Here is a 23,067-nt window from a genome sequence, read left to right as displayed (position 1 = left end):
CGCGCACCTGCGGGCGGGGACGGTTCAGGGGGCGGGATGGTTCCCGGGTGTGCTGGCGTGATTCGGCCAATCTGGGCCGGGTCCGGGTGTCCGGAAACCGCTGGTTTCACAAGTGCTGCACGGGTCCTGCGGGGCATCTCCTTGTTTCGGTGAGGGGGGCGTTTTCGGCCACCGGGTGATCCGGTTCTTGTCATGTACGCCTGTGACCTGCCTAGAGTTGCCGGCGCGCCCGGCCGGAACTGACCCTTCCGGCGGTGGGCGCATCGGCCTGCGGTCGGGGGAATCGCCGGCAAGTGTCTGCTCGCGTCCCGCGCCTTCGGACTCTCCGGACGGGCTCCCGCCTGCCCGTTCACGAAGCAGGGATGCACTTTGAAGTCCAGAACAGGCCCGAGACCGCCCGTGCGGCGCGGCCGGCGCGGACCAGGGCGGTCCGCGCGTCTCGTACCCGCCCTTCTCACCCTCGCCGTCCTGACCCCGCTCGCCGCGCGGTCCGATCTGATCGGCCGGTGGGCCGAGGACGCGGTCCCGGTGGCCGACAGCTACGACGGCTTCGACGCCGCCGCGGCCGAGCGGCTGCGCCAGGACCAGTGCCTGATGGCCGGTGTGCTGCGCCTGGGCGGCCCCGGGATGTACGGCGTCGCCCAGAACGCGCTGAACCAGACCCCCGAGCAGCTGCACACCGCGGCGAACCAGGAGTACTGGAACAAGACCCCGCTGTCCGAGGCGTACGAGGCGGACCGCAGCGCCGCCGACAAGGAGGGCTCGGCCCTCTACGACCGGGTCAAGGACTGGAAGATCTCCGGCCTGCCCACGCCCGGCGGCTTCAAGTCGGTCGCCGACTTCGAGGACCCGCCCGGCCTGCCCGGCGACAACCGCAAGGACTTCTTCGACCAGACCGGTCTTGGCCAGTGGACCGCGGCCCAGTTCTGGAAGGACGAGGACGGCTTCTACGAGGACCCCACGCCCCAGGCCGACGCCGGGACCGTCAAGGCGGTCAAGGACCTCGGCACCCCGCTCTACGGCAAGGACCCCGACCCGACGCTCCCCGGCCAGGACTGGCAGCAGGCCACGGCCGAGCACGCCGCCTGGGACGACCTGGTCAACTGGGACATGGAGCCGACCGGCGCGGACAACGCCCGGCTCTTCCTGTCCTCCGGCGGATTCGCGCGCACCGCGCCCGAGCCCGGCAGCCTGGAGTACCGCATCGCGGTCGAGGACCTGAAGACCCGCTTCGCGGCCTGCGGCTGGCGCACCCCCGTCGACCCGGACAAGGTGCTGGGCAAGGAGGTCGCCGACGCCTCCGCCGAGTGGCAGCAGGAGATCGCCGCCCAGGCCGTCCAGCGCAACCAGATCCTGACCGCCAACAGCGACGCCACCAAGGCGCTCGCCGCCGGTGCCAAGGCGCTGGGCGAGATGCTCGGCCAGTCCTGGTACGCCGACCACCTCACCCGCTGGCAGGACTACTGGTCCGCGGGCGGCCCCGGCTGGATCGGTGACAGCCCGCTGGTGCTGCACGCCCACGGCTCCTCCGCCAACTGCCTCGACGTGGAGGGCGGCAAGAAGGACAACGGCACACCGGTGCAGCTCTACACCTGCAACGGCTCCGCGGCCCAGCAGTGGCAGATCCGCGACGGCGCGCTCGCGAACGTCGCCTCCGGCAAGTGCCTGGACGTCAAGAGCGCCGGTACGGCCGACGGCACCGCCATCCAGATCTGGACCTGCAACCAGAGCCCGGCCCAGAACTGGACGTACACCTCGCACGCCACCACGAGCCTGGTCAACGCGGGCTCCGGCAAGTGCCTGGACCTGAAGGCGTACACCAAGGGCCAGAACAGCCGGCTGCTCACGTGCAGCACCGCGGGTGTGCAGAAGTTCGACATCGTGCCGTCCGGCCACAAGGGCACGGACAGCCTCGAATACCCGAAGACGGCCCAGTTCAACACGGCCAAGAAGGGCGTCACCGACGCCCAGGCCGCCGCGAAGAAGCAGCTCGACCTGCTGAAGGCACAGGCCGCGGCGGCGAAGAAGGACGCCACCGACACGGACACCGCCGAACAGGCCGCCTACGCCATCGCCGACAAGGCGGGCGCCCCCCGGGGCCGCGCGCTGCTCGTCGGCCAGCAGAAGGCCCAGGTGACCAAGGCGTCCGCCGCGGCGCTGGACGCGATGGCCAAGGCGGGCGACACCGCCTACGCCGCCACCCGCGCCGCCGCCGGTGACAGCGCCACCGTCGCCGCCCGCGCCCTGACGCAGGCCGCCGAGTCGAAGGCCGCCTTCCGTACGGCCGCCGCCCAGGAGGCCAACGCGCAGGCGAAGGCCGCCGCCGACGCCGCCGCCGTACAGGCGCAGACCGCCAAGGCCGCCCGCGACACCGCCCGCGCCAAGCTCGCCGAGACGCGCAAGGCCGAGGCGGACGCCAAGTCGGCCGCGGCCACCGCGCACGCCAAGCGGCTCGCGGCCGAGGCCGAGGAGGCCACGGCCAAGGCGGAGAAGGCGACCGCCGCGCAGAAGCAGGCGGAGGCCGCCCAGCACCGCAAGAACGCCGAGGGCTACGCCAAGACCGCCGAGGAGGCCAAGGGCCGCGCCGAGACGGCCGAGTCCACCGCCCGCGAGAAGCGGCAGGCCGCCGAGCAGGCACGGGACGGCGCCAAGGCCAAGCGGGACGACGCCTGGGACGCGGAGAGCAAGGCGAACGCCGCCCGCGCCAAGGCCGACGCCAAGGACGCCTACGCCGACGCCCACGCCTCCGCCGACGACGCCAAGGACGCGCGCGCCGCGGCCGACGCCGCCGACCAGGCGGCCGACGACGCCGAATCCGCCGCGCGCTCGGCACGCGGCGAGGCGAACGCGGCCACCCAGGCCGCCGCCGACGCCGACGCGGCCGCCACCCGCGCCGAGGCCGCGGCCGAGCGGGCCCGCTCCGACTCCGACGCCGCCCAGGCCGCCAAGCTCAAGGCGGACGCCGCGGTGCGCACCGCGACCAGTTCGGCGGCGGATGCCATCAAGGCGTCCCAGGACGCGGCCACCGCGGCCCGTACCGCCGTACAGCTGGCCGACGAGGCGGAGAAGCACGCCGCCGACGCGAAGAAGCAGGCCGACGCGGCCAAGGCGGAGGCCGCCAAGGCGGTCTCCGGCGCGGCGGACGCGGCCGGACACGCCCACGTCACCGCGCAGGCGGCCGAGGACGCCCGCAACTCCGCCCAGCAGGTGGCCGCCCCGGCCAACGACGCGATCCAGCTCGGCTCGCCGTACATCACCACCGACGCCGCCGCCGGGCTCGCCGTGCTGACGGGCCAGTCGTCCAAGACGATCGCCGAGCAGCAGCAGGCGGTCGCCGAGGCGCACGCCCAGAACGCGCAGCAGGCCGCCGCGCAGGCGCAGTCCACCGCGAACGCGGCGACCGGCGACGCCAAGGCCGCCTACACGATCGCGGCCGAGGCCGCCGGACACGCGGCGGACGCCCGCAAGTCGGCGAAGGAGGCCCTGGGATACGCGGCCGAGGCGGCACAGGCGGCCGCCGACGCCCAGACGTCACTGGCCAACACCCTGGAGTACGACCGCCAGGCCGGTGAGGACGCGGCGGCGGCCGACAAGGCCGCGGGACGCGCCGAGGGCTACGCCAAGGACGCCCGGGACTCCGCCGACCAGGCGGCCCTGGACGCCGAGGCCGCCCGTACCGCCGCCACCGAGGCGGAGCAGGCGGCCAAGGACGCCCGCGCCGCCGCCGACCGCGCCGACGCCGAGGCCACCGCGGCCGAGGAGGCGGCCAAGGACGCGCAGAAGTACGCGGACTCGGCCCAGCAGGCGGCCGACGAGGCACAGCGCAACGACGCCAACAAGCAGGTGCAGGCCGGTGCCGCCACCGGTGCCGGGGGCGTGTTCTCCGTCATCGACGAGATCAAGCAGAGCGGGGACCCGGAACGCCTTCCGGACGACTGCTCGCGGCTGCCCTGCGACCTGGTGTTCAAGGCGCACTTCGACGCGGTCGTCAGCTTCTACCTCTGCACCAACCCCGATGTCCCCGCCACCGAGTCCGGCTGCCCGGCCGAGGACACCGTCTTCCTCACCACGCAGACGATCAAGGGCCTGACCAAGACGGTCAAGGTCTCCTCGTGGCAGGCGACCAAGGACCTGTGGAAGGGCATCTTCGACTCGGTCGTCGGTGACTTCACCGGCTGCTACCACAAGATCAAGGGCGACGGCAGCGGCAGCTACGGCGACTGCGCCTGGGCCGCCACCTGGCTCCCGCTGGGCGGCCCCATCGCGAAGATCACCGAGGCGATCCGCGGGGTGGACGCCGCGCTGCGCACCGGCGTGGGCGTCTCCGACGCGCTGAAGGCGCTCAAGGCCCTCGACGTGGACGCGCACACGCTCGCCGACATCGAGCGCACGGTGTCCGTCTACGAGGACGCGCGGACGGCGTGCCGGATCAACAGCTTCCCCGGCACCACGGACGTCGTCCTGGCCGACGGGAGCCGCAAGCCGATCCGCGACGTGCGCCTGGGCGACCGGCTCCTGGCCGCCGACCCGGCCACCGGACGCAACCGGTCCGAGCCGGTCACGCGGACCTTCCGGCACACCACCGAGGACCTGCTGGACGTCACCCTGGCGGGCGGCGGGCACCTCACCAGCACGCCGGGCCACCGCTTCTACGTCACCGGCCGCGGCTGGACCCTCGCGTCCGACCTGCGCACCGGGGACCGGCTGCGCACCCCGGACGGCGGGACGCGCACGGTGGCCGCGCTGCCCGGCCGTGACTCCGCCGCGCCCCGGACGGTGTACGACCTGACCGTGTCGGGCCTGCACACCTTCTACGCGGTGGCGGGCAACGCCCCGGTCCTGGTCCACAACTGCAACGACCTGATCGCCGACGAGGGCAAGTTCCCCGGTCTCGCGCACGTCCTGGACGAGCACGTGGACCCGAGCAAGGCGGAGGCGGTCGCCCTGGCCGCCCAGAAGTCCGCCAAGGCCGGCCGGGACACGCCCAACAGCGTGTTCTCCGACGGCGTGACGGCCCAGCAGGTCGTCGACTACGCCGTCGCCGGCCGGGCGGGCGCCATCGCCAAGTGGCTGCGCGGGTCGAAGCAGGAGCTGGAGTGGAGCGGTACGTTCGGGGCGAAGAACTCCCTGGGCACCGTCTACTACGCCAACAACACCGAGAAGGCCGCCGGCAACGGCTTCTACATCATGCTCAAGCGGGCCAAGGGCCACCCGCACGGCTACTACGTGTACACCGCGTACCCGAAGTAGGAAGAAGCAGGGAAGCAGGAAGAAGCAGGAAGGAAGCGGAACGAGATGCAGCGCTTCACCGACTTCGAGTTCGGTGTGCCGTGGGTGATGGGCTTCTTCCACGCGGACTGGACCCACTCGGGGGACACCCCCGCCGAGGTGGTGGCCAATCACTTCGCGGAGGAGGACGACCGGGAGGTCCTGGCCGTCCGGCGGGACGCCCTGACCCTGCTGGACGGCCTCGCCCCGGAGGCGGTCGGAGCGCTGTGGTCGGCCGGCGCGGAGTACCTGCCCGGTGCCGCGCCGGCCGACGGGACCGCGTGGACGCGGACGGTCGTCGCCCTGTGCGACGCACGGCTGTCCGCGGCCACGGAACCGGCCGCCCTGTCCGGGGCCGACCTGGAGGACGGACGGGACCAGGAGGAGGCGGTCGTCGCCGAGATCGCGGGACTGTCCTTCCTGGCCGCGGGCGTACGGGACGCGCTCACCGCGTGCGCCCGCCGCGGCACCCCCGACCTCGCGTTCCGGATCCTGCTGCGCGTCCTGCGCGGCACTCCGGGCGCGTGGCTGGCGCCGGACCGGTACGCGCGGATGGAGGCGATCGGTACGGCGCTGCGCCTCGGCGAGTTCGTGGTGGACTCCGTCCGGTACCTGGTCGACGACGAGCCCCCGCCGGACCCGCCGACGGAGCGCTTCACCGACGGCGACTTCGGCATGAGCGGGCTGATGCGCGCCTTCGCTCCGGACGGCGGGGCAACAGCGCCGGTCGCCGTCGTCCGGGACCTGCTGGCCGAGGCGTCCGACCCGCGGGCGGTGCTCGCCGTCCGCCGGGACGCGCAGGCGCTCCTCGACTACCTCCCCGGCCGTACGGGCGAGGTGCTGTGGTGCGCCGGTACGGGGCTGGGCCCCGGCTTCTTCGCCGGGGACGACCCCGCGAGGGCCTCGGGCAAGGCGTGGCTGCGGACCGTCGTCGCGGAGTGCGACGCCCGGCTGTCCGGCCTCGACGTGCCGCCGCTGGACGGAGGCGACCTGGTGGGCGGCAGCGCCAGGAACGGCCCGGCGACCCGTGAACTGGGCGAGTTCGCCGCGGTCCTGGACCCGGAGACCGCCCAGGCCCTCACCGACTGCGCCTGGCTCTACGACCCGGAACTGGCCCTGCGCCTGCTGCTGCGGACGCTCGTGCGGACGCGGACACCGCTGACCGCCGGGCAGTACGAACTGCTCGCGGGCCGCGCGACGGCCTGTCTCCACGGCCCCCGCCTGCTGGCGGACGTCCGCCGCCTGGTGCCCGAGAACGCGGAGGGCTGACCCCGCCCGCACCCGGGGCGTGTCCGGCGATGAGAACATGAGGTCTCGGCAACTACACCGCTGTAGAAGGACGTCAGGCACATGTTCGAACAGCTCAAGAACCTGAAGAACCTCAAGGACAAGGTCGAGGACCTGGCCGAGACCCACGGGGACAAGATCTCCGCCGGTCTGGAGAAGGCCGGTGACTTCATCGACGGCAAGACCGGTGGCAAGCACCACGACAAGATCGACAACGCCGTCGACAAGGCCCAGGACTACATCGGCAAGCTCGGCGAGAAGGAGAGCGGCAAGAAGCCGGAGAACCCGGAGAACCCGGAGAACCTGGAGAAGTCAGAGAAGCCGGAGAGCGCGGGGGACGGGAAGGGCGGGGAGAAGTCCTGAGCCTCCCGGGAAGGGGGCGGGCGGCCGGTCCCGCGAAGCCCGCCCTCTCGGCCCGCCCCCGCCCCGCCCCCGAGTGAGCGGGGCGGGCGACAATCGGGGGGCGAGGTCGCGGCGCCGCGACGGCACGTGACACTGGTGGCAGGCACGACGAGGCGAGCACGGGACGATGAGCCATGGGTGAGGTCGAGGAACAGCAGCAGCCGGGACACGGACCCCTGGCCGGGTTCACCGTGGGGGTGACGGCCGCGCGGCGCGCCGACGAACTGGGCGCGCTGCTCGGGCGGCGCGGCGCGCTCGTCGTGCACGCGCCCGCGCTGCGCATCGTCCCGCTCGCCGACGACAGCGAACTCCTGGCCGCCACCGAGGAGATCGTCGGCCGGGCGCCCGACATCGTGATCGCCACCACCGCGATCGGATTCCGCGGCTGGCTGGAGGCCGCCGCCGGCTGGGGCCGGGGCGAGGCCCTGCTCGACCGGCTGCGGCAGGCGGAGGTGCTGGCCCGCGGGCCCAAGGTCAAGGGCGCGATCCGGGCCGCCGGACTGACCGAGCGGTGGTCGCCGTCCTCGGAGTCGATGGCCGAGGTGCTGGACCGGCTGCTCGAACAGGGCGTGGCCGGACGGCGGGTGGCCGTCCAGCTGCACGGGGAGCCGCTGTCCGGCTTCGTGGACACGCTGCGGGCGGCCGGGGCCGAGGTCGTCCCTGTGCCGGTGTACCGGTGGCTGCCGCCCGAGGACCCCGGCCCGCTGGACCGGCTGCTGGACACCACCGTCGCGCGCGGCCTCGACGCGCTCACCTTCACCAGCGCCCCGGCCGCCGCGTCCCTGCTGTCCCGCGCGGCCGAACGGGGGCTGCTGGCCGAGCTGCTGGCCGCGCTCGCCCACGATGTGCTGCCCGCGTGCGTCGGCCCGGTGACCGCCGTGCCGCTGGAGGAGCACGGGGTGGCCACGGTGCAGCCCGAGCGCTTCCGGCTGGGGCCGCTGGTGCAGGTGCTGTGCCGCGAACTGCCGGGCCGGGCGCAGACGTTGCCGGTCGCCGGGCACCGCGTGCAGCTCCGCGGGCACGCGGTGCTGGTGGACGACGACCTGAGGCCGCTGCCGCCCGCCGGTACGGCGCTGCTGCGGGCGCTCGCGCGGCACCCCGGCCGCGTGGTCTCCCGCGCCGACCTGCTGCGCGCCCTGCCCGGCACCGGCCACGACGAACACGCGGTGGAGAGCGCCATGACCCGCCTGCGCACCGCACTCGGCCATCCCGAACTGATCCGGACGGTGGCCGAACGCGGCTACCTGCTGGCCCTCGACCCGACGCCGGACGCGAAGCACACGGACGACTAGGGTCTGTCCGCGCACTGCCGTGTCCTCGGCGGGACGGCGTCCCCGCCACGCCCGGCGGCCCGGCGGGGCGGCGTCCTCGGCCGGGCGGCGTCCGCGTGGGGTGGCGTGTCCGGTGCGGTCCACCGGCCGCGGCCCCCGGCCGTCCCGCCGGCCGCCGTCGGGCGGTCCTGCCGGTCGACGGCCCCGGTGCGGGCCGGGCCGCCGGTCGGCCACGGCCGTGCCCCGCGCGCCGCTCGGCCCGGCGAGCCCGCCCGCCGGGCGGCCCGCAGCGGCTGCCGGTCTCCCCACGCCGCACGGTCCGCCGCCCCGACGCCGTACGGCCCCTGCCCGGCCCGGCGGCCCGGCCTGCCGGTCCCCGGGCCGCCCGTCGACCCCCGCCCGTTGCCCCCCGTCCGCCGCCCCCTCACCCGCGCCGCTCCGTCCGCCCGTGCAGCAGCAGCGCCCGTGCCAGGCACGCCAGGGCCAGTGTCACCAGTACGGTCCGGACGGCGTTCCAGGCCACCCACGGGTTCTCGAAGTGCGCGCGGGCCGCGCCGGGGGCGGTGGCGCGGGCCAGCGCGTCGTTGAGGGGGACGTTGCACGCCGCGGTGACCGCGAAGGCGAGGACGTGCGCCGCCAGGGCCGCCCACACCCACGGGCGGGGCGGCCGGGCGCCGCGCAGCCGCCACGCAGAGACGGCGGTCAGCAGCGGGGCGCCGAGGAAGGCGAGGAAGAAGAGCGGGTTCTGGATCACGTCGTTGACGTCCCGCACGACCTCGACGTACGTGCGGTCGTCGCTGCGGGCCAGCGCGGGCATCACCGCGCAGGCGAAGACGTAGTAGACGCCCGCCAGCAGCCCGGTGGCGACGGCGGCCGTGCCCAGCACACCCGCCGTGGCGCCACGGCGCACCCTGTCCCCGCCCGCGCCGCGGCCCAGTCCCTCGCGGTCGCCGATCTCGATGTCCGTCATGCCACCCAGTCAACGCACCGGCCCGGCCCGCGCCCATCGCCGAGACGCGCGGGCGCATACGCGGCCGTCCACGCGCGGGGGGTTCCGGCCGGGGGAACGGGCGGGCACTGTGGAAGGGAACGCTTCCCCCAGCCCTGACGAGCACCCCGCCGCCCGGTCCGGCGACCGGCCGGGGTGTCGCCCCCTAGGCGGTGACAGGCACATGGCACTGGGTACGGCTCCGCACACGGCCACGGTCCTCCCCGAACTGCGCTTCGACGCCGGGAGGATCTGTCTGGACCTGCTCGCCACCACCCACCCGGTGGAACGGCTCGGCACGCCCGCGCCGCTGCGCGCCTGGATCACGGGCTCGGGCCTGGTCCCGCCGGGCACCGGCCTGGCACACGCCGACCACACCTGGGCGGCGGCCTTCCGCGAACTGCGCGGGCAGGTGGCGTACCTGGTGGACGCGCACCTGGACGGACCGCCGCCGCGCGACCCCCGTGACCCCCGCGCACCGCGTGACCCGCGCGACCCCCGCGCCCACGGCCTCGCTCTCGCCCTGGCCCGCGTCAACGACACCGCGCGCGCCGCCCCGCCCGCCCCGCGCGCCGTGCGCGGCGCGGACGGCGCCCTCGTACGGGTGCTGGCCGCCCCGCCCGAGCGCGCCGCGCTGCTCGCGGCCGTCGCCCGCGACGCCCTGGACCTGCTCACCGACCCCGCCGCGCGCGCCGCGCTGCGCCGGTGCGCGGGCGACAACTGCCCCCTCGTGTACCTGGACACCTCCCGGGGCCGGCGGCGCCGCTGGTGCTCCAGCGAGGTCTGCGGCAACCGCGAACGGGTCGCCCGCCACCGCCGCCGCGCCGCCCTCGCCCGCACCTGACGGACCGCCCCGCCCCCGCCCGGCCCACCGCTCCGGGCGGCGCCCCGCCCGCAGGCCGGGTCCGGCTTCCGCCGACGGGCCTCCTTCGCGTACGGTTGACGGCTGCCCAGCACGTCAGAAGGGGGCCCGGTGGCCGCTCAGGCTCAACAGGATTCCGCGGTCGGTTCGGTTCACGACGCAGCGCACGACACCGTGCGCGACCGAGAGATCAGCATGGAGCAGGACCACCTGGACCGGGTGTACCGGCGGCTCGAGGTGAAGATCCACGAGGCCGAGTTCCTGATGCGGGACGCGGCCGAGCGCGGCCAGGTCGGCACGCCCGGCGCGCTGGCCGAACGGGACGCCCAGGTCTTCCGGGCGGGCATCCACCTCAACCGGCTGAACAACGAGTTCGAGGACTTTCTCTTCGGCCGCATCGACCTGCTGCGGGGCAAGGACGGCAAGAAGGGCCCGGACGGCGCCTACACCGCCGTCGAACCGGCCGAGGGCGCGGTGCGCGAGGACAACACCGCCGACATCGCCGAGACCCTGCACATCGGCCGCATCGGCGTCCTGGACGAGGACTACGCCCCGCTGGTCATCGACTGGCGGGCGCCCGCCGCCGCGCCGTTCTACCGCTCCACCCCGGTCGACCCCGGCCGGGTCGTGCGCCGCCGGGTGATCCGCTCCAAGGGGCGGCGGGTGCTCGGCGTCGAGGACGACCTGATGCGGCCCGAGCTGACCGCCCGGCTGGACGGCCGCGAGCTGCCCGCCGTCGGCGACGGCGCGCTGATGGCCGCGCTCGGCCAGGCCCGCAGCCACAGCATGCGGGACATCGTCTCCTCCATCCAGGCCGAGCAGGACCTCGTCATCCGGGCGCCCGCCGCCTCGGTGACCTATGTCGAGGGCGGTCCGGGCACCGGCAAGACGGCGGTCGCCCTGCACCGCGCCGCCTACCTGCTCTACCAGGACCGCCGCCGGTACGCGGGCGGCATCCTCATCGTCTCGCCGACCCCGCTGCTCGTGGCGTACACCGAGGGCGTGCTGCCCTCCCTCGGCGAGGAGGGCCAGGTCGCCGTCCGGGCGATCGGCTCGCTCGTCGACGGCGTCGAGGCCACCGTGTACGACGCGCCGTCCGTGGCCCGCGCCAAGGGCTCGTACCGGATGCTGAAGGTGCTGCGGAAGGCGGCGCGGGGCGCGCTGGAGCTGGGCCCCGGCGCACGCGGCGGGGCGCACACCTCGGCGGGCACGCCCGCGCACACGCCCGCGGGACAGCTCGCCTTCGGCGAGGACCCGGAGGACCCGGAAGAGGCGGCGAAGATCCCGGCCGGGCCGCCCACCCGGCTGCGGGTGGTCGCCTTCGGCCGCCGCCTCGAACTGGAGGCCGCGGAGCTGGAACACGTACGGCGCACCGCCCTCGGCGGCACCGCCCCGGTCAACCTGCTGCGCCCGCGCGCCCGCAAGCTGCTCCTGGACGCCCTGTGGGAGAAGTCCGGGGCCGGTACCCGGCACAGCGACCCGGAGCTGGCCGCCGAACTGCGCTCCTCCTTCGACGACGACGTCACGGACGAGGACTCCTTCATCGCCTTCCTCGACGCCTGGTGGCCCGAGCTGACCCCGCGCGCGGTGCTCGCCGCCATGGCCGACGAGCGGCGCCTGGGCCGCTGGGCCCGCCGGGTGCTCAACCCGGGCGAGGTGCGCAAGGTCGCCCGCTCGCTGCGGCGGGACGGCTACTCGGTGCACGACATCGCGCTGCTCGACGAGCTCCAGGCGATCCTCGGCACCCCGGCCCGGCCGCGCAGGAAGCGCGACCTGGACCCGCTGGACCAGCTCACCGGCCTGGAGGAGCTGATGCCGGTGCGCGAGGAGTCGCAGCGCGAGCGCGCCGAGCGGCTGGCCCAGGAGCGCGTCGAGTACGCGCACGTCATCGTCGACGAGGCGCAGGACCTCACGCCCCTCCAGTGGCGCATGGTGGGCCGCCGCGGCCGGCACGCGACCTGGACGGTGGTGGGCGACCCGGCGCAGTCCTCCTGGTCCGACCCGGACGAGGCGGCCGAGGCCCGCGACGAGGCGCTGGGCACCCGCCCGCGCCGCCGCTTCGAGCTGACGGTGAACTACCGCAACCCGGCCGAGATCGCCGAGCTGGCCGCCCGGGTGCTGGCCCTGGCCATGCCCGGCTCCCGCGCGCCCTCCGCGGTGCGCTCCACGGGCGTGCAGCCGCGCTTCGCCGTCGTCCGGGACTCCCTGGCGGCCACCGTGCGGGCGGAGGCCGAACGGCTGCTGGAGCGGGTGGAGGGCACCGTCGGCGTGGTCGTGGCGATGAACCGGCGCGAGGAGGCCCGCCGCTGGCTGGCCGGCCTCGGGGACCGGGTGGTGGCGCTGGGCAGCCTGGAGGCCAAGGGCCTGGAGTACGACGCGACGCTGGTCGTCTCGCCCGCGGAGATCGCCGACGAGTCACCGGCCGGGCTGCGGGTGCTCTACGTCGCGCTGACCCGCGCGACCCAGCAGCTCACCGTGGTCTCCGGCGAGCGCGACGAGCCCGACGCCGCCGGGGTGCCGGACCTGCTGCGGGACTGAGCGCGGAAAGGAACCTCGCCCGGGGGGAATGGTCTCGCCGGATCCGTTTGTTAGCCTTGGTGTGGCACCGGCCCGATCCAAGCCCCCGGGCCCAACCTTCGTCGCTACGAGCGACCACTTGCCGCGAGGCGAGCATGGCGGGCCGGTGTCATCAAGCTCAGCGGAGGCCCACGTCACAGCGAATGTGACGTGGGCCTCTTTTGCTGCTTCCGCCCCTACCGCGGCCCCCACTCTTCTCGTATGGTGGAAGTCACTTTCCGAAAACAGCGCCTCCCGGTGAACACAAAGTCCGCAATACGGGGCGGCTACCACGTACTCAGGGGTAGGTGCGACGATCGGACGGCACAACTTCGCGACACGGTGAAAGCAGAGGAAGTCGGCCATGGCAACGGCGCCCAGCGTCTCCTACTCGATGACCATCCGGCTGGAGGTGCCCGCGAGCGGAACGGCAGTCTCGCAGCTCACCACCGCTGTGGAGTCCTCCGGAGGCTCGGTCACGGGCCTCGACGTCACCGCGTCCGGCCACGAGAAGCTCCGTATCGACGTCACCATCGCGGCGACGTCCACCGGCCACGCCGACGAGATCGTCGAGCAGCTCCGGGGCATCGAGGGCGTCACCCTCGGCAAGGTCTCCGACCGTACGTTCCTGATGCACCTCGGCGGCAAGATCGAGATGCAGTCCAAGCACCCCATCCGCAACCGTGACGACCTCTCCATGGTCTACACGCCGGGTGTGGCCCGCGTCTGCATGGCGATCGCCGAGAACCCCGAGGACGCCCGCCGCCTCACCATCAAGCGCAACTCCGTTGCGGTCGTGACGGACGGTTCCGCGGTGCTGGGCCTGGGCAACATCGGCCCCAAGGCCGCGCTGCCCGTCATGGAGGGCAAGGCGGCCCTCTTCAAGCGCTTCGCCGGCATCGACGCCTGGCCGATCTGCCTGGACACCCAGGACACCGACGCCATCGTCGAGATCGTCAAGGCGATCGCCCCCGGGTTCGCCGGCATCAACCTGGAGGACATCTCCGCGCCCCGCTGCTTCGAGATCGAGGCCCGGCTGCGCGAGGCCCTGGACATCCCGGTCTTCCACGACGACCAGCACGGCACCGCGATCGTCGTGCTCGCCGCGCTCACCAACGCGCTGCGCGTGGTGGACAAGCCGATCGAGAACGTCCGGGTCGTGATGTCGGGCGCGGGCGCGGCCGGTACCGCCATCCTCAAGCTGCTGCTCGCCGCGGGCGTGAAGAACGCCGTCGTCGCCGACATCCACGGCGTGGTGCACGCGGGCCGCGAGGACCTGGTCGACGCGGCCCCCGAGTCGGCGCTGCGCTGGATCGCCGACAACACCAACCCGGAGAACCTCACCGGCACCCTGAAGGAGGCCGTGCGCGGCGCGGACGTCTTCATCGGCGTGTCGGCGCCCAACGTGCTCGACGGCGCCGACGTGGCCGCCATGGCCGACGGGGCGATCGTGTTCGCGCTCGCGAACCCGGACCCGGAGGTCGACCCGGCGGTCGCCCGCCGGACGGCCGCGGTGGTGGCCACCGGCCGCTCCGACTTCCCCAACCAGATCAACAACGTGCTGGTCTTCCCGGGTGTCTTCCGCGGCCTGCTGGACGCGCAGTCGCGCACCGTCAACACCGAGATGATGCTCGCCGCCGCCCAGGCGCTGGCCGATGTCGTCACCGAGGGCGAGCTGAACCCGAACTACATCGTCCCCAGCGTCTTCAACGACAAGGTCGCCGGGGCCGTCGCCGGGGCGGTCCGGGAGGCCGCCAGGGCGGCCGGTGCGAGCGCGGCGGCCGGCCCGGCCACCGGAGTCTGACAAACGGCACGCATCAGCCAGAACGGACGTTCGGGGGCGATGGTTCCCGGGCGTGATGATCGCCACGACGCGCCGGGACCCGGCGCGTCGCGGCGGACGCTGTCAGTGGGGCGCCCTATCGTGGCTGGCCGGAGTCTGCGGCTGGAGCCGGACGGCAGGCCCTGGTCGGCAGACCCTCTTTTCGTGTGACTCCCAAGGGTGTTCTCACGACTCCTACGGGTGCCGGATTGGCTTTCCCGCCGCAGGTGGGGGCAGGATGCCTCCCTGGGCGCGAGGGTCTGACGAGGGACCCGGGTCCGGGGACCCCCGAGGACCCTGGCAGCATCGGCTTGGCTGGCCCAACATGCGGCTTCGCCGCGTGGCACGCCTCAACGGCAAGAAGAACACGGGAGTAACAACATGAACCGCAGTGAGCTGGTGGCCGCGCTGGCCGACCGCGCCGAGGTGACCCGCAAGGACGCCGACGCCGTGCTGGCCGCGTTCGCCGACGTCGTCGGCGACATCGTCTCCAAGGGGGACGAGAAGGTCACCATCCCTGGCTTCCTCACCTTCGAGCGCACCCACCGTGCCGCTCGCACCGCCCGCAACCCGCAGACCGGCGAGCCGATCCAGATCCCGGCCGGCTACAGCGTGAAGGTCTCCGCGGGCAGCAAGCTCAAGGAAGCCGCCAAGGGCAAGTGACCTCGCCTTCCGTACGCCACGGGACGGCGTACGGGGCCCGCTAGGGCCGACAACGTCCATGGGGCGGCCCCCTTCACCGGGGGCCGCCCCATCGTCGTCGTACGCACGCGCGCGGCCCCTCCGGCAGGAGGCCGCGCGCACGTGCCCGATGGCTCAGCCGAGCGCCTGGCCCGGCAGCTCGACCTTCGCGCCCAGCTCCACCAGCTTGTCCATGAAGTTCTCGTAGCCGCGGTTGATCAGGTCGATGCCGTGGACACGGGAGGTGCCCTGGGCGGCCAGGGCGGCGATCAGGTAGGAGAAGCCGCCGCGCAGGTCGGGGATGACCAGGTCGGCGCCCTGGAGCCGGGTGGGGCCCGACACCACCGCGGAGTGCAGGAAGTTGCGCTGGCCGAAGCGGCAGTCGGAGCCGCCCAGGCACTCGCGGTAGAGCTGGATGTGCGCGCCCATCTGGTTGAGCGCGGAGGTGAAGCCGAGGCGGGACTCGTAGACCGTCTCGTGGACGATCGACAGGCCGGTCGCCTGGGTGAGGGCGACCACCAGCGGCTGCTGCCAGTCCGTCTGGAAGCCGGGGTGCACGTCCGTCTCCAGCGCGATGGACGTCAACTGCCCGCCGGGGTGCCAGAACCGGATGCCCTCGTCGTCGATCTCGAAGGCACCGCCCACCTTCCGGTAGGTGTTCAGGAAGGTCATCATCGACCGCTGCTGGGCGCCGCGGACGTAGATGTTGCCCTCGGTGGCCAGCGCCGCCGACGCCCAGGAGGCCGCCTCCAGGCGGTCCGAGAGGGCGCGGTGGGTGTAGCCGCCGAGCTTGTCGACACCGGTGATGCGGATGGTGCGGTCGGTGTCCATCGCGATGATCGCGCCCATCTTCTGCAAGACGCAGATGAGGTCCTCGATCTCCGGCTCGACGGCCGCGTTGGACAACTCGGTGACGCCCTCGGCGAGTACGGCCGTCAGCAGCACCTGCTCGGTCGTGCCCACCGACGGGTAGGGCAGCCGGATCTTGGTGCCGCGCAGCCGCTGCGGCGCCTCCAGGTACTGGCCGTCCGCGCGCTTCTCGATCGTCGCGCCGAACTGCCGCAGCACGTCGAAGTGGAAGTCGATGGGCCGGCCGCCGATGTCGCAGCCGCCCAGACCGGGGATGAAGGCGTGGCCGAGCCGGTGCAGCAGCGGGCCGCAGAACAGGATCGGGATGCGGCTGGAGCCCGCGTGGGCATCGATGTCGGCCACGTTGGCGCTCTCCACCCGGGTCGGGTCGAGCACCAGCTCGCCCGGCTCCTCACCCGGACGGACCGTCACCCCGTGCAGTTGCAGCAGACCGCGTACGACGCGCACGTCACGGATGTCCGGAACATTGCGCAGCCGGCTCGGTTCGCTGCCCAGCAGAGCGGCGACCATGGCCTTCGGTACGAGGTTCTTCGCACCGCGGACACGGATCTCGCCCTCCAGCGGGGTTCCGCCGTGGACAAGCAGTACGTCATCAGTGCCGTTGACGGTCATGTATCTCGCGTTCCGATGAGGTGGGGCAGGGGCGCGGCCGGTCACTCGGGCAGGGGCCGGACAGACAGACTAGTCGCGGCGGAGCCTGCTTTCGTAAGCCTGTGCACCACCCGTACGTCATGGCTGTGTCACAACACGAAGTGTCGGGCACCGGGCACGTGCGGTGACCGCCGCGGCCGTGCGCCCGCGACGCTCCCGTGCCCCGGGCGCGCCCTCACTCCGGTAGCCGGATTGGCTCCCCACGCCGGGGGAAGATGCGGGATCATGTCTGGCATGACCGAGGTGTCCTCGCTCACAGGGCGGCTGCTCGTGGCCACGCCCGCCCTGGCGGACCCGAACTTCGACCGTGCGGTGGTGCTCCTTCTCGACCACGACGAGGAGGGTTCCCTCGGTGTCGTCCTCAACCGGCCCACCCCGGTGGACGTGGGCGACATCCTGGCCGGCTGGGCGGACCTGGCCGGGGAGCCGGGCGTCGTCTTCCAGGGCGGGCCGGTCTCGCTGGACTCCGCGCTCGGTGTCGCCGTCATCCCGGGCGGCGGCGCGGGCGGCCGCGCCCCGCTGGGCTGGCGCCGGGTGCACGGCGCGATCGGCCTGGTCGACCTGGAGGCGCCGCCGGAGCTGCTGGCCTCCGCCCTCGGTTCGCTGCGCATCTTCGCCGGGTACGCGGGCTGGGGCCCCGGACAGCTGGAGGGCGAGCTGGGGGAGGGCGCCTGGTACGTCGTCGAGTCGGAACCGGGCGACGTGTCCTCACCGTTCCCCGAGCGGCTGTGGCGCGAGGTGCTGCGCAGGCAGCGCAGCGAGCTGGCGATGGTCGCCACCTACCCGGACGACCCGTCGCTCAACTGATGCCCGCGCACTTCAGTACCCTTGGCGTATGAGCACTCTCGAGCCCGAGCGCGGCACTGGTACGGGAACCCTCGTAGAGCCGACGCCGCAGGTGTCCCACGGAGACGGCGACCACGAGCGCTTCGCCCACTACGTCCAGAAGGACAAGATCATGGCGAGCGCCCTGGACGGGACACCCGTCGTGGCGCTGTGCGGCAAGGTGTGGGTGCCGGGCCGTGACCCGAAGAAGTACCCGGTCTGCCCGCTGTGCAAGGAGATCTACGAGTCCATGAGCGGCGGCGGCGACCAGGGCAAGGGCGGCGACAAGAAGTAGGCCACCGGCTTTCCCCGCCCGTCCCGCGGGCCTTCGGGCCGACTGGGCCCCCGAGTGCGTTTCGCGCGCTTCGGGGGCCTTTGTGCGTTCCCGCGTTGCACGGGGTGCGTCGGGCGGTCACAGAGTGGTTGAGACCTCTTGTCGTCGCGTTCATGGAGTACCTAGCCTCCGTGGTGTTGTGCAGAGCAAAACCGCCATTGCATATGTTGCAACACTGACCGGAGGAACCGCTCCATGAAGCTCTCCGCAAGACTCCCCGGCCGACTGGCCCTGCTGGCCGCCGCGGCCGTCGTCGCCGCCACCGCCTGCGCCCCGCAGACCTCCGACAACTCCTCCTCCGGCAAGGACGAGAAGTCCGGCACCGTGCGTCTCTGGATGTTCCAGGAGGTCAACAACAAGCCGAAGGAACAGGTGGTCGCACAGGTCCTCGCCGACTTCCGCACGGCCCACAAGGACACGAAGGTCACCGTCGAGTACATCCCCGTGGAGACCCGCGCCCAGCGGATCAAGGCCGCCTTCAACGACCCGAAGAGCGCCCCCGACGTCATCGAGTACGGCAACACCGACACCGCCGGCTACGTCAAGGACGGCGGACTCGCCGACGTCACCGCCGAGTTCGGCGCCTGGAAGGAGGCCAAGGACACCGACCCCACCGCCCGCACCTCGGTCACGGTGGACGGAAAGGTCTACGGAGCCCCGTACTTCGTCGGCGTCCGCGCTCTGTACTACCGCACGGACGTCTTCCGGGAACTGAACCTCCAGCCGCCGAAGACCCTGGACGAACTGGCCCGCACCGCCAAGAAGATCCGGTCGGAGAAGCCGGACCTGTACGGCCTCGCCGTCGGCGGCGCCTACACCTACGGCGCCATGCCGTTCATCTGGGCCAACGGCGGCGCCCTCGCCACCGGCCAGGGCGGCTCCTACGCCTCCGCGATCGACACCCCCGCGGCCCGCAAGGGCATCGAGCAGTACACGGACCTGTTCGGCGACGACAACTGCCCCGCCGCCAAGTGCGCCGGGATGACCGGCAACGACACCATCACCGCCTTCGCCGCGGGCAAGGCCGCCATGGCGGTCGGCGGCGACTTCAGCCACCAGGCCGTGGAGGCGGGCAAGGCCAAGGGCAAGTACGCGGTCGTGCCGCTGCCGGGCGTCAAGGCCGGCTCCATCGCCCCCGCCTTCGCGGGCGGCAACAACATCGGCGTGCTCAAGAGCACCGCGCACCGCAGCCTCGCCGTGGACCTGATGGAGCGGCTCGCCTCGAAGAAGACCCAGGCCCAGACGTTCGACGCGATGGGCTTCCTGCCCACCTTCACGGACGTGCGCCGGGAGGTCGCCGCGAAGAACCCCTTCGTGAAGCCCTTCGTCGACACCCTCGCCGCGGGCACCGAGTTCGTGCCGGCCTCGCCCGCCTGGGCGCAGATCGACTCCTCGCTGGTGCTGCCGACCATGTTCCAGGAGGTCGTCAGCGGCAAGAAGGACGTCGCGGCCGCCGCCGGGGACGCCGCGAAGAAGATGAACGACGCGTTCGGCTCCGTCGGATGACCGCTTCGCCCACGAGCCCGCAGGGCGTGGTGCGCGGACGGCCGCGGGCGCTCCGCGGCCGCCCGCGCGGCGCCCCGCGCCCCGGCGGGCGCGCCGTCACCCCCTGGCTGTATCTCGCCCCCGCCCTCGTCGTCCTCGGCGGACTGCTCGTCTACCCCGTCTACCAGCTCGGCCTGATCTCCTTCCTGGAGTACACCCAGGCCCAGGTCAGCGGCGGACAGCCGGCCACCTTCCAGGGCCTGGGCAACTACGCCGAGCTGTTCGGCGACGACCAGTTCTGGCGGGTCCTGCTGGCCACCGTGGTCTTCGCCGCGGCCTGCGTGCTGTGCACCCTCGCCGCCGGCTGCGCGCTCGCCGTGCTCCTCACCCGGGTGCGCGCCGTGCCGCGGCTCGCGCTGATGCTCGCCGCCCTCGGCGCCTGGGCGACCCCCGCGGTCACCGGCTCCACGGTCTGGCTGCTGCTGTTCGACGCCGACTTCGGGCCCGTCAACAAGATCCTCGGCCTGGGCGACCACTCCTGGACGTACGGGCGCTACAGCGCCTTCCTGCTCGTCCTGCTCGAAGTGGTCTGGTGCTCCTTCCCGTTCGTCATGGTGACCGTCTACGCCGGGATCCGCGCCGTCCCCTCCGAGGTGCTGGAGGCCGCCGCGCTGGACGGCGCCTCCCAGTGGCGGATCTGGCGCTCGGTGCTGGCACCGATGCTGCGGCCGATCCTCGTCGTGGTCACCATCCAGTCCGTCATCTGGGACTTCAAGGTCTTCACCCAGATCTACGTCATGACGAACGGCGGCGGCATCGCCGGACAGAACCTCGTCCTCAACGTCTACGCCTACCAGAAGGCGTTCGCGTCCTCGCAGTACAGCCTCGGCTCCGCCATCGGCGTCGTGATGCTGCTGATCCTGCTGGCCGTGACGCTGGTCTATCTGCGGCTGCTGCGCCGCCAGGGGGAGGAGCTGTGAGCCTGGTGCGCACCTGGGTGCGCCGCCCCTGGCGGCTCGCCGCCGAGGCGTCGGCGCTGCTGATCGCGGCCGTGGTCGCCTTCCCGTTGTACTGGATGGTGCTGAGCGCCTTCAAACCGGCCGGGGAGATCGAGTCCGCCGAACCGCGCCCCTGGACGGCGTCCCCCTCCCTGGACTCCTTCCGGCGGGTCTTCGGCCAGCAGGAGTTCGGCCGCTACTTCCTCAACAGCCTGCTCGTCGCGGGCACCGTGGTGATCGCCTCCGCGCTGATCTCGTTCCTGGCGGCGACCGCCGTCACCCGGTTCCGCTTCCGCTTCCGGACCACCCTGCTGATCATGTTCCTGGTGGCCCAGATGGTGCCCGTGGAGGCGCTCACCATCCCGCTGTTCTTCCTGATGCGGGACTTCGGCCAGCTCAACACCCTGGGCTCGCTGATCCTGCCGCACATCGCCTTCTCGCTGCCGTTCGCGATCTGGATGCTGCGCGGCTTCGTCAAGGCCGTACCCGAGGCCCTGGAGGAGGCCGCCTACCTCGACGGAGCCGGCCGGGCGCGTTTCCTGTGGCAGATCCTCTTCCCGCTGGTCTTCCCCGGACTCGTGGCGACCAGTGTGTTCTCCTTCATCTCGACCTGGAACGACTTCCTGTTCGCGAAGTCCTTCATCATCAGCGACACCTCCCAGTCGACGCTGCCGATGGCGCTGCTGGTCTTCTACAAGCCCGACGACCCCGACTGGGGCGGGGTGATGGCCGCGTCCACGGTGATGACGATCCCGGTACTGATCTTCTTCGTACTCGTACAACGACGACTCGTCTCCGGCCTCGGCGGAGCGGTAAAGGACTGACGTGATGGACGTGATCCCCCAGCCAGGGCGTGCGACGGCCGACGAGGAACGCTTCCTCGAACTGGGCCCGGACACCACGGTGTCGGCGGGCGAGGGCACCGGGCGCACCGAACGCTGGCTGCGCACCGCCCTCGGCGCCGCCACCGGACTGCCGCTGGCCCCCGCCCCGGCCGGTGACGACGGCACCCTGCGCCTGCGCCTGGACGACACCGTCGCCCGCGACCTCGGGCCCGAGGGCTACCGCCTGACGGTCACTGAGCGGGGCGCCGACCTCGCGGGCGGCGGCCCCGCCGGGCTCTTCTGGGGCGCCCAGACGCTGCGCCAGCTCCTCGGCCCGGCCGCCTTCCGGCGCGCGCCGCTGCCCGGCGGCCGCTGGCGGCTGCCGCTCACCGAGATCGAGGACACCCCGCGCTTCCGCTGGCGCGGCGTGATGCTGGACGTCGCCCGGCACTTCATGCCCAAGGACGGCGTCCTGCGCTACCTCGACCTGATGGCCGCCCACAAACTCAACGTCCTGCACTTCCACCTGACGGACGACCAGGGCTGGCGCGTCGAGATCAAGCGCTACCCGGAGCTGACCGCCACCGGCTCCTGGCGCTCCCGCACCAAGTACGGCCACCGGGCCTCCCCGCTGTGGGAGGACAAGCCGCACGGCGGCCACTACACCCAGGACGACATCCGGGAGATCGTCGCCTACGCCGCCGAGCGGCACATCACCGTCGTCCCCGAGGTGGACGTACCGGGGCACTCCCAGGCCGCCATCGCCGCCTACCCGGAACTCGGCAACACCGACGTCGTCGACACCGCCGCCCTCGGCGTCTGGGACGACTGGGGCGTCAGCAAGAACGTGCTCGCCCCGACCGACGCCACCGTGCGCTTCTACGAGGGCGTCTTCGAGGAACTGCTCGACCTCTTCCCGCCGGACGCCGCGCCGTTCTCGGACTTCTTCCACATCGGCGGCGACGAGTGCCCCAAGGAGCAGTGGCGCGCCTCGGCCACCGCCCAGGCCCGCATCAAGGAACTCGGACTGGCCGACGAGGACGAGCTCCAGTCCTGGTTCATCCGCCACTTCGACACCTGGCTCGCCGCGCGCGGCCGCCGGCTCATCGGCTGGGACGAGATCCTGGAGGGCGGCCTCGCCGAGGGCGCGGCCGTCGCGTCCTGGCGCGGCTACGCGGGCGGACTCGCCGCCGCGCGCGCGGGACACGACGTCGTCATGTGCCCCGAGCAGCATGTGTACCTGGACCACCGGCAGGACGGCGGCGCCGACGAACCCGTACCGATCGGCTTCGTCCGCACCCTGGAGGACGTCTACCGGTTCGAGCCGGTTCCGGCCGGTCTGGAACCGGAGTTCACCGGCCATGTGCTGGGCACCCAGGCCAACCTGTGGAGCGAGGTGATGGACAACCCCGCGCGCGTGGACTATCAGGCTTTCCCCCGGCTGGCCGCCTTCGCGGAGGTCGCCTGGAGCGCCCTGCCCGCTCCGGAGCAGCGGGACTTCGCCGGGTTCGAGGAGCGGATGACGGCCCACTACCGGCGTCTGGACGCGCTGGGGGTCGGCTACCGGCCGCCCGCCGGACCGCACCCCTGGCAGCGCAGGCCCGGTGTCCTGGGGCGGCCGATCGACGGCCCGCCGCCGGTCAGGTAGCGGGCGGCGGCCCCGGGCCGGGCGGGGGTGCGGTGCGGGCGGCGTGGCCGTCCGTACCGCACCGCCGTGTCGCCGTACCGTCCGTGCCGGCCGTCTGTCTCGAACTGGCGGCGGAAAAACACCGCAAGAGTCAGCGAACACCGGTAATTCGCTCGCATCGGTGATCCCGCGCCAAAACGGACCCGGCCCCCGATGAGGTGGGCGAACGCCTCCGCGCGGACCCGTGTCCGCGAGCCCTGCGAAGATGTGCCAGAGTTGCCACGTCCGCCCTGTCAGGCCGTACCGTACGGCAGCA

Annotated in this window: 15 protein-coding genes and 1 pseudogene; 14 read left to right on the top strand and 2 right to left on the bottom strand. The window is 73.1% G+C overall.

Features of this window, described 5'->3' with window-relative positions; translation table 11 throughout:
- The first annotated feature begins 399 nt into the window (after positions 1-399).
- The 4 genes and pseudogenes from ACWDYF_RS22350 (at position 400) to ACWDYF_RS22335 (ending at position 8,249) form a co-directional block, all read left to right on the top strand.
- Positions 400-5,250, top strand: a complete 4,851-nt coding sequence (locus ACWDYF_RS22350; protein ID WP_389466200.1) for a ricin-type beta-trefoil lectin domain protein — start codon at positions 400-402, stop codon at positions 5,248-5,250.
- A 45-nt stretch (positions 5,251-5,295) separates the two neighbouring features.
- Entirely contained in the window at positions 5,296-6,537 is a 1,242-nt protein-coding gene (locus ACWDYF_RS22345) for a hypothetical protein (protein WP_389465852.1), read from the top strand.
- Between the two features lie 81 nt (positions 6,538-6,618).
- Positions 6,619-6,819 (top strand): annotated as a pseudogene (locus tag ACWDYF_RS22340) (antitoxin); the annotation flags it as partial.
- A 272-nt stretch (positions 6,820-7,091) separates the two neighbouring features.
- Positions 7,092-8,249: a uroporphyrinogen-III synthase gene (locus tag ACWDYF_RS22335; RefSeq protein ID WP_389465854.1), complete on the top strand. Its 1,158-nt coding sequence runs from the start codon at positions 7,092-7,094 to the stop codon at positions 8,247-8,249.
- A gap of 403 nt (positions 8,250-8,652) precedes the next feature.
- Here ACWDYF_RS22335 and ACWDYF_RS22330 read toward each other — a convergent pair whose 3' ends face one another.
- The gene (locus ACWDYF_RS22330; RefSeq protein ID WP_389465858.1) at positions 8,653-9,198 is read right to left on the bottom strand and encodes an anthrone oxygenase family protein; all 546 of its coding nucleotides are present in this window, start codon (positions 9,196-9,198) and stop codon (positions 8,653-8,655) included.
- 202 nt (positions 9,199-9,400) lie between these two features.
- Between ACWDYF_RS22330 and ACWDYF_RS22325 the strand changes: the two genes are divergently transcribed.
- The 4 genes from ACWDYF_RS22325 to ACWDYF_RS22310 all read left to right on the top strand — a co-directional run bounded on the left by ACWDYF_RS22325 (position 9,401) and on the right by ACWDYF_RS22310 (position 15,119).
- Complete coding sequence (locus ACWDYF_RS22325) at positions 9,401-10,060, top strand: ABATE domain-containing protein (RefSeq protein ID WP_389465860.1); 660 nt, start codon at positions 9,401-9,403, stop codon at positions 10,058-10,060.
- A 129-nt stretch (positions 10,061-10,189) separates the two neighbouring features.
- Positions 10,190-12,616, top strand: coding sequence for a HelD family protein (locus ACWDYF_RS22320; RefSeq protein ID WP_389465863.1), 2,427 nt, complete (start codon positions 10,190-10,192; stop codon positions 12,614-12,616).
- A gap of 382 nt (positions 12,617-12,998) precedes the next feature.
- Positions 12,999-14,438 carry an NAD-dependent malic enzyme gene (locus ACWDYF_RS22315; protein ID WP_381740620.1) on the top strand — a complete coding sequence of 480 codons (1,440 nt, stop codon included), beginning with the start codon at positions 12,999-13,001 and terminating at the stop codon, positions 14,436-14,438.
- Between the two features lie 399 nt (positions 14,439-14,837).
- Entirely contained in the window at positions 14,838-15,119 is a 282-nt protein-coding gene (locus ACWDYF_RS22310) for an HU family DNA-binding protein (protein ID WP_003990598.1), read from the top strand.
- 153 nt (positions 15,120-15,272) lie between these two features.
- Here ACWDYF_RS22310 and murA read toward each other — a convergent pair whose 3' ends face one another.
- The gene (murA, locus tag ACWDYF_RS22305; RefSeq protein WP_018565535.1) at positions 15,273-16,619 is read right to left on the bottom strand and encodes a UDP-N-acetylglucosamine 1-carboxyvinyltransferase; all 1,347 of its coding nucleotides are present in this window, start codon (positions 16,617-16,619) and stop codon (positions 15,273-15,275) included.
- A 273-nt stretch (positions 16,620-16,892) separates the two neighbouring features.
- Between murA and ACWDYF_RS22300 the strand changes: the two genes are divergently transcribed.
- From ACWDYF_RS22300 to ACWDYF_RS22275, 6 genes are all read left to right on the top strand, one after another.
- Complete coding sequence (locus ACWDYF_RS22300; RefSeq protein WP_018565536.1) at positions 16,893-17,465, top strand: YqgE/AlgH family protein; 573 nt, start codon at positions 16,893-16,895, stop codon at positions 17,463-17,465.
- Positions 17,466-17,493: 28 nt separating this feature from the next.
- Positions 17,494-17,778: a DUF3039 domain-containing protein gene (locus tag ACWDYF_RS22295; protein ID WP_026252153.1), complete on the top strand. Its 285-nt coding sequence runs from the start codon at positions 17,494-17,496 to the stop codon at positions 17,776-17,778.
- A gap of 234 nt (positions 17,779-18,012) precedes the next feature.
- Positions 18,013-19,323 (top strand): extracellular solute-binding protein, encoded by a 1,311-nt coding sequence (locus ACWDYF_RS22290; RefSeq protein ID WP_381740623.1) that lies wholly within the window; start codon positions 18,013-18,015, stop codon positions 19,321-19,323.
- Entirely contained in the window at positions 19,320-20,282 is a 963-nt protein-coding gene (locus ACWDYF_RS22285; protein WP_026252154.1) for a carbohydrate ABC transporter permease, read from the top strand. Before ACWDYF_RS22290 ends, ACWDYF_RS22285 begins: the two co-directional genes overlap by 4 nt.
- The gene (locus ACWDYF_RS22280; protein ID WP_018565540.1) at positions 20,279-21,124 is read left to right on the top strand and encodes a carbohydrate ABC transporter permease; all 846 of its coding nucleotides are present in this window, start codon (positions 20,279-20,281) and stop codon (positions 21,122-21,124) included. Before ACWDYF_RS22285 ends, ACWDYF_RS22280 begins: the two co-directional genes overlap by 4 nt.
- Before the next feature lie 4 nt (positions 21,125-21,128).
- Entirely contained in the window at positions 21,129-22,772 is a 1,644-nt protein-coding gene (locus ACWDYF_RS22275; protein WP_381740627.1) for a beta-N-acetylhexosaminidase, read from the top strand.
- Positions 22,773-23,067: the final 295 nt, after the last annotated feature.

This window comes from Streptomyces sp. NPDC003284, from assembly GCF_053589675.1.
This window is presented reverse-complemented; position numbering and strand designations above follow the sequence as displayed.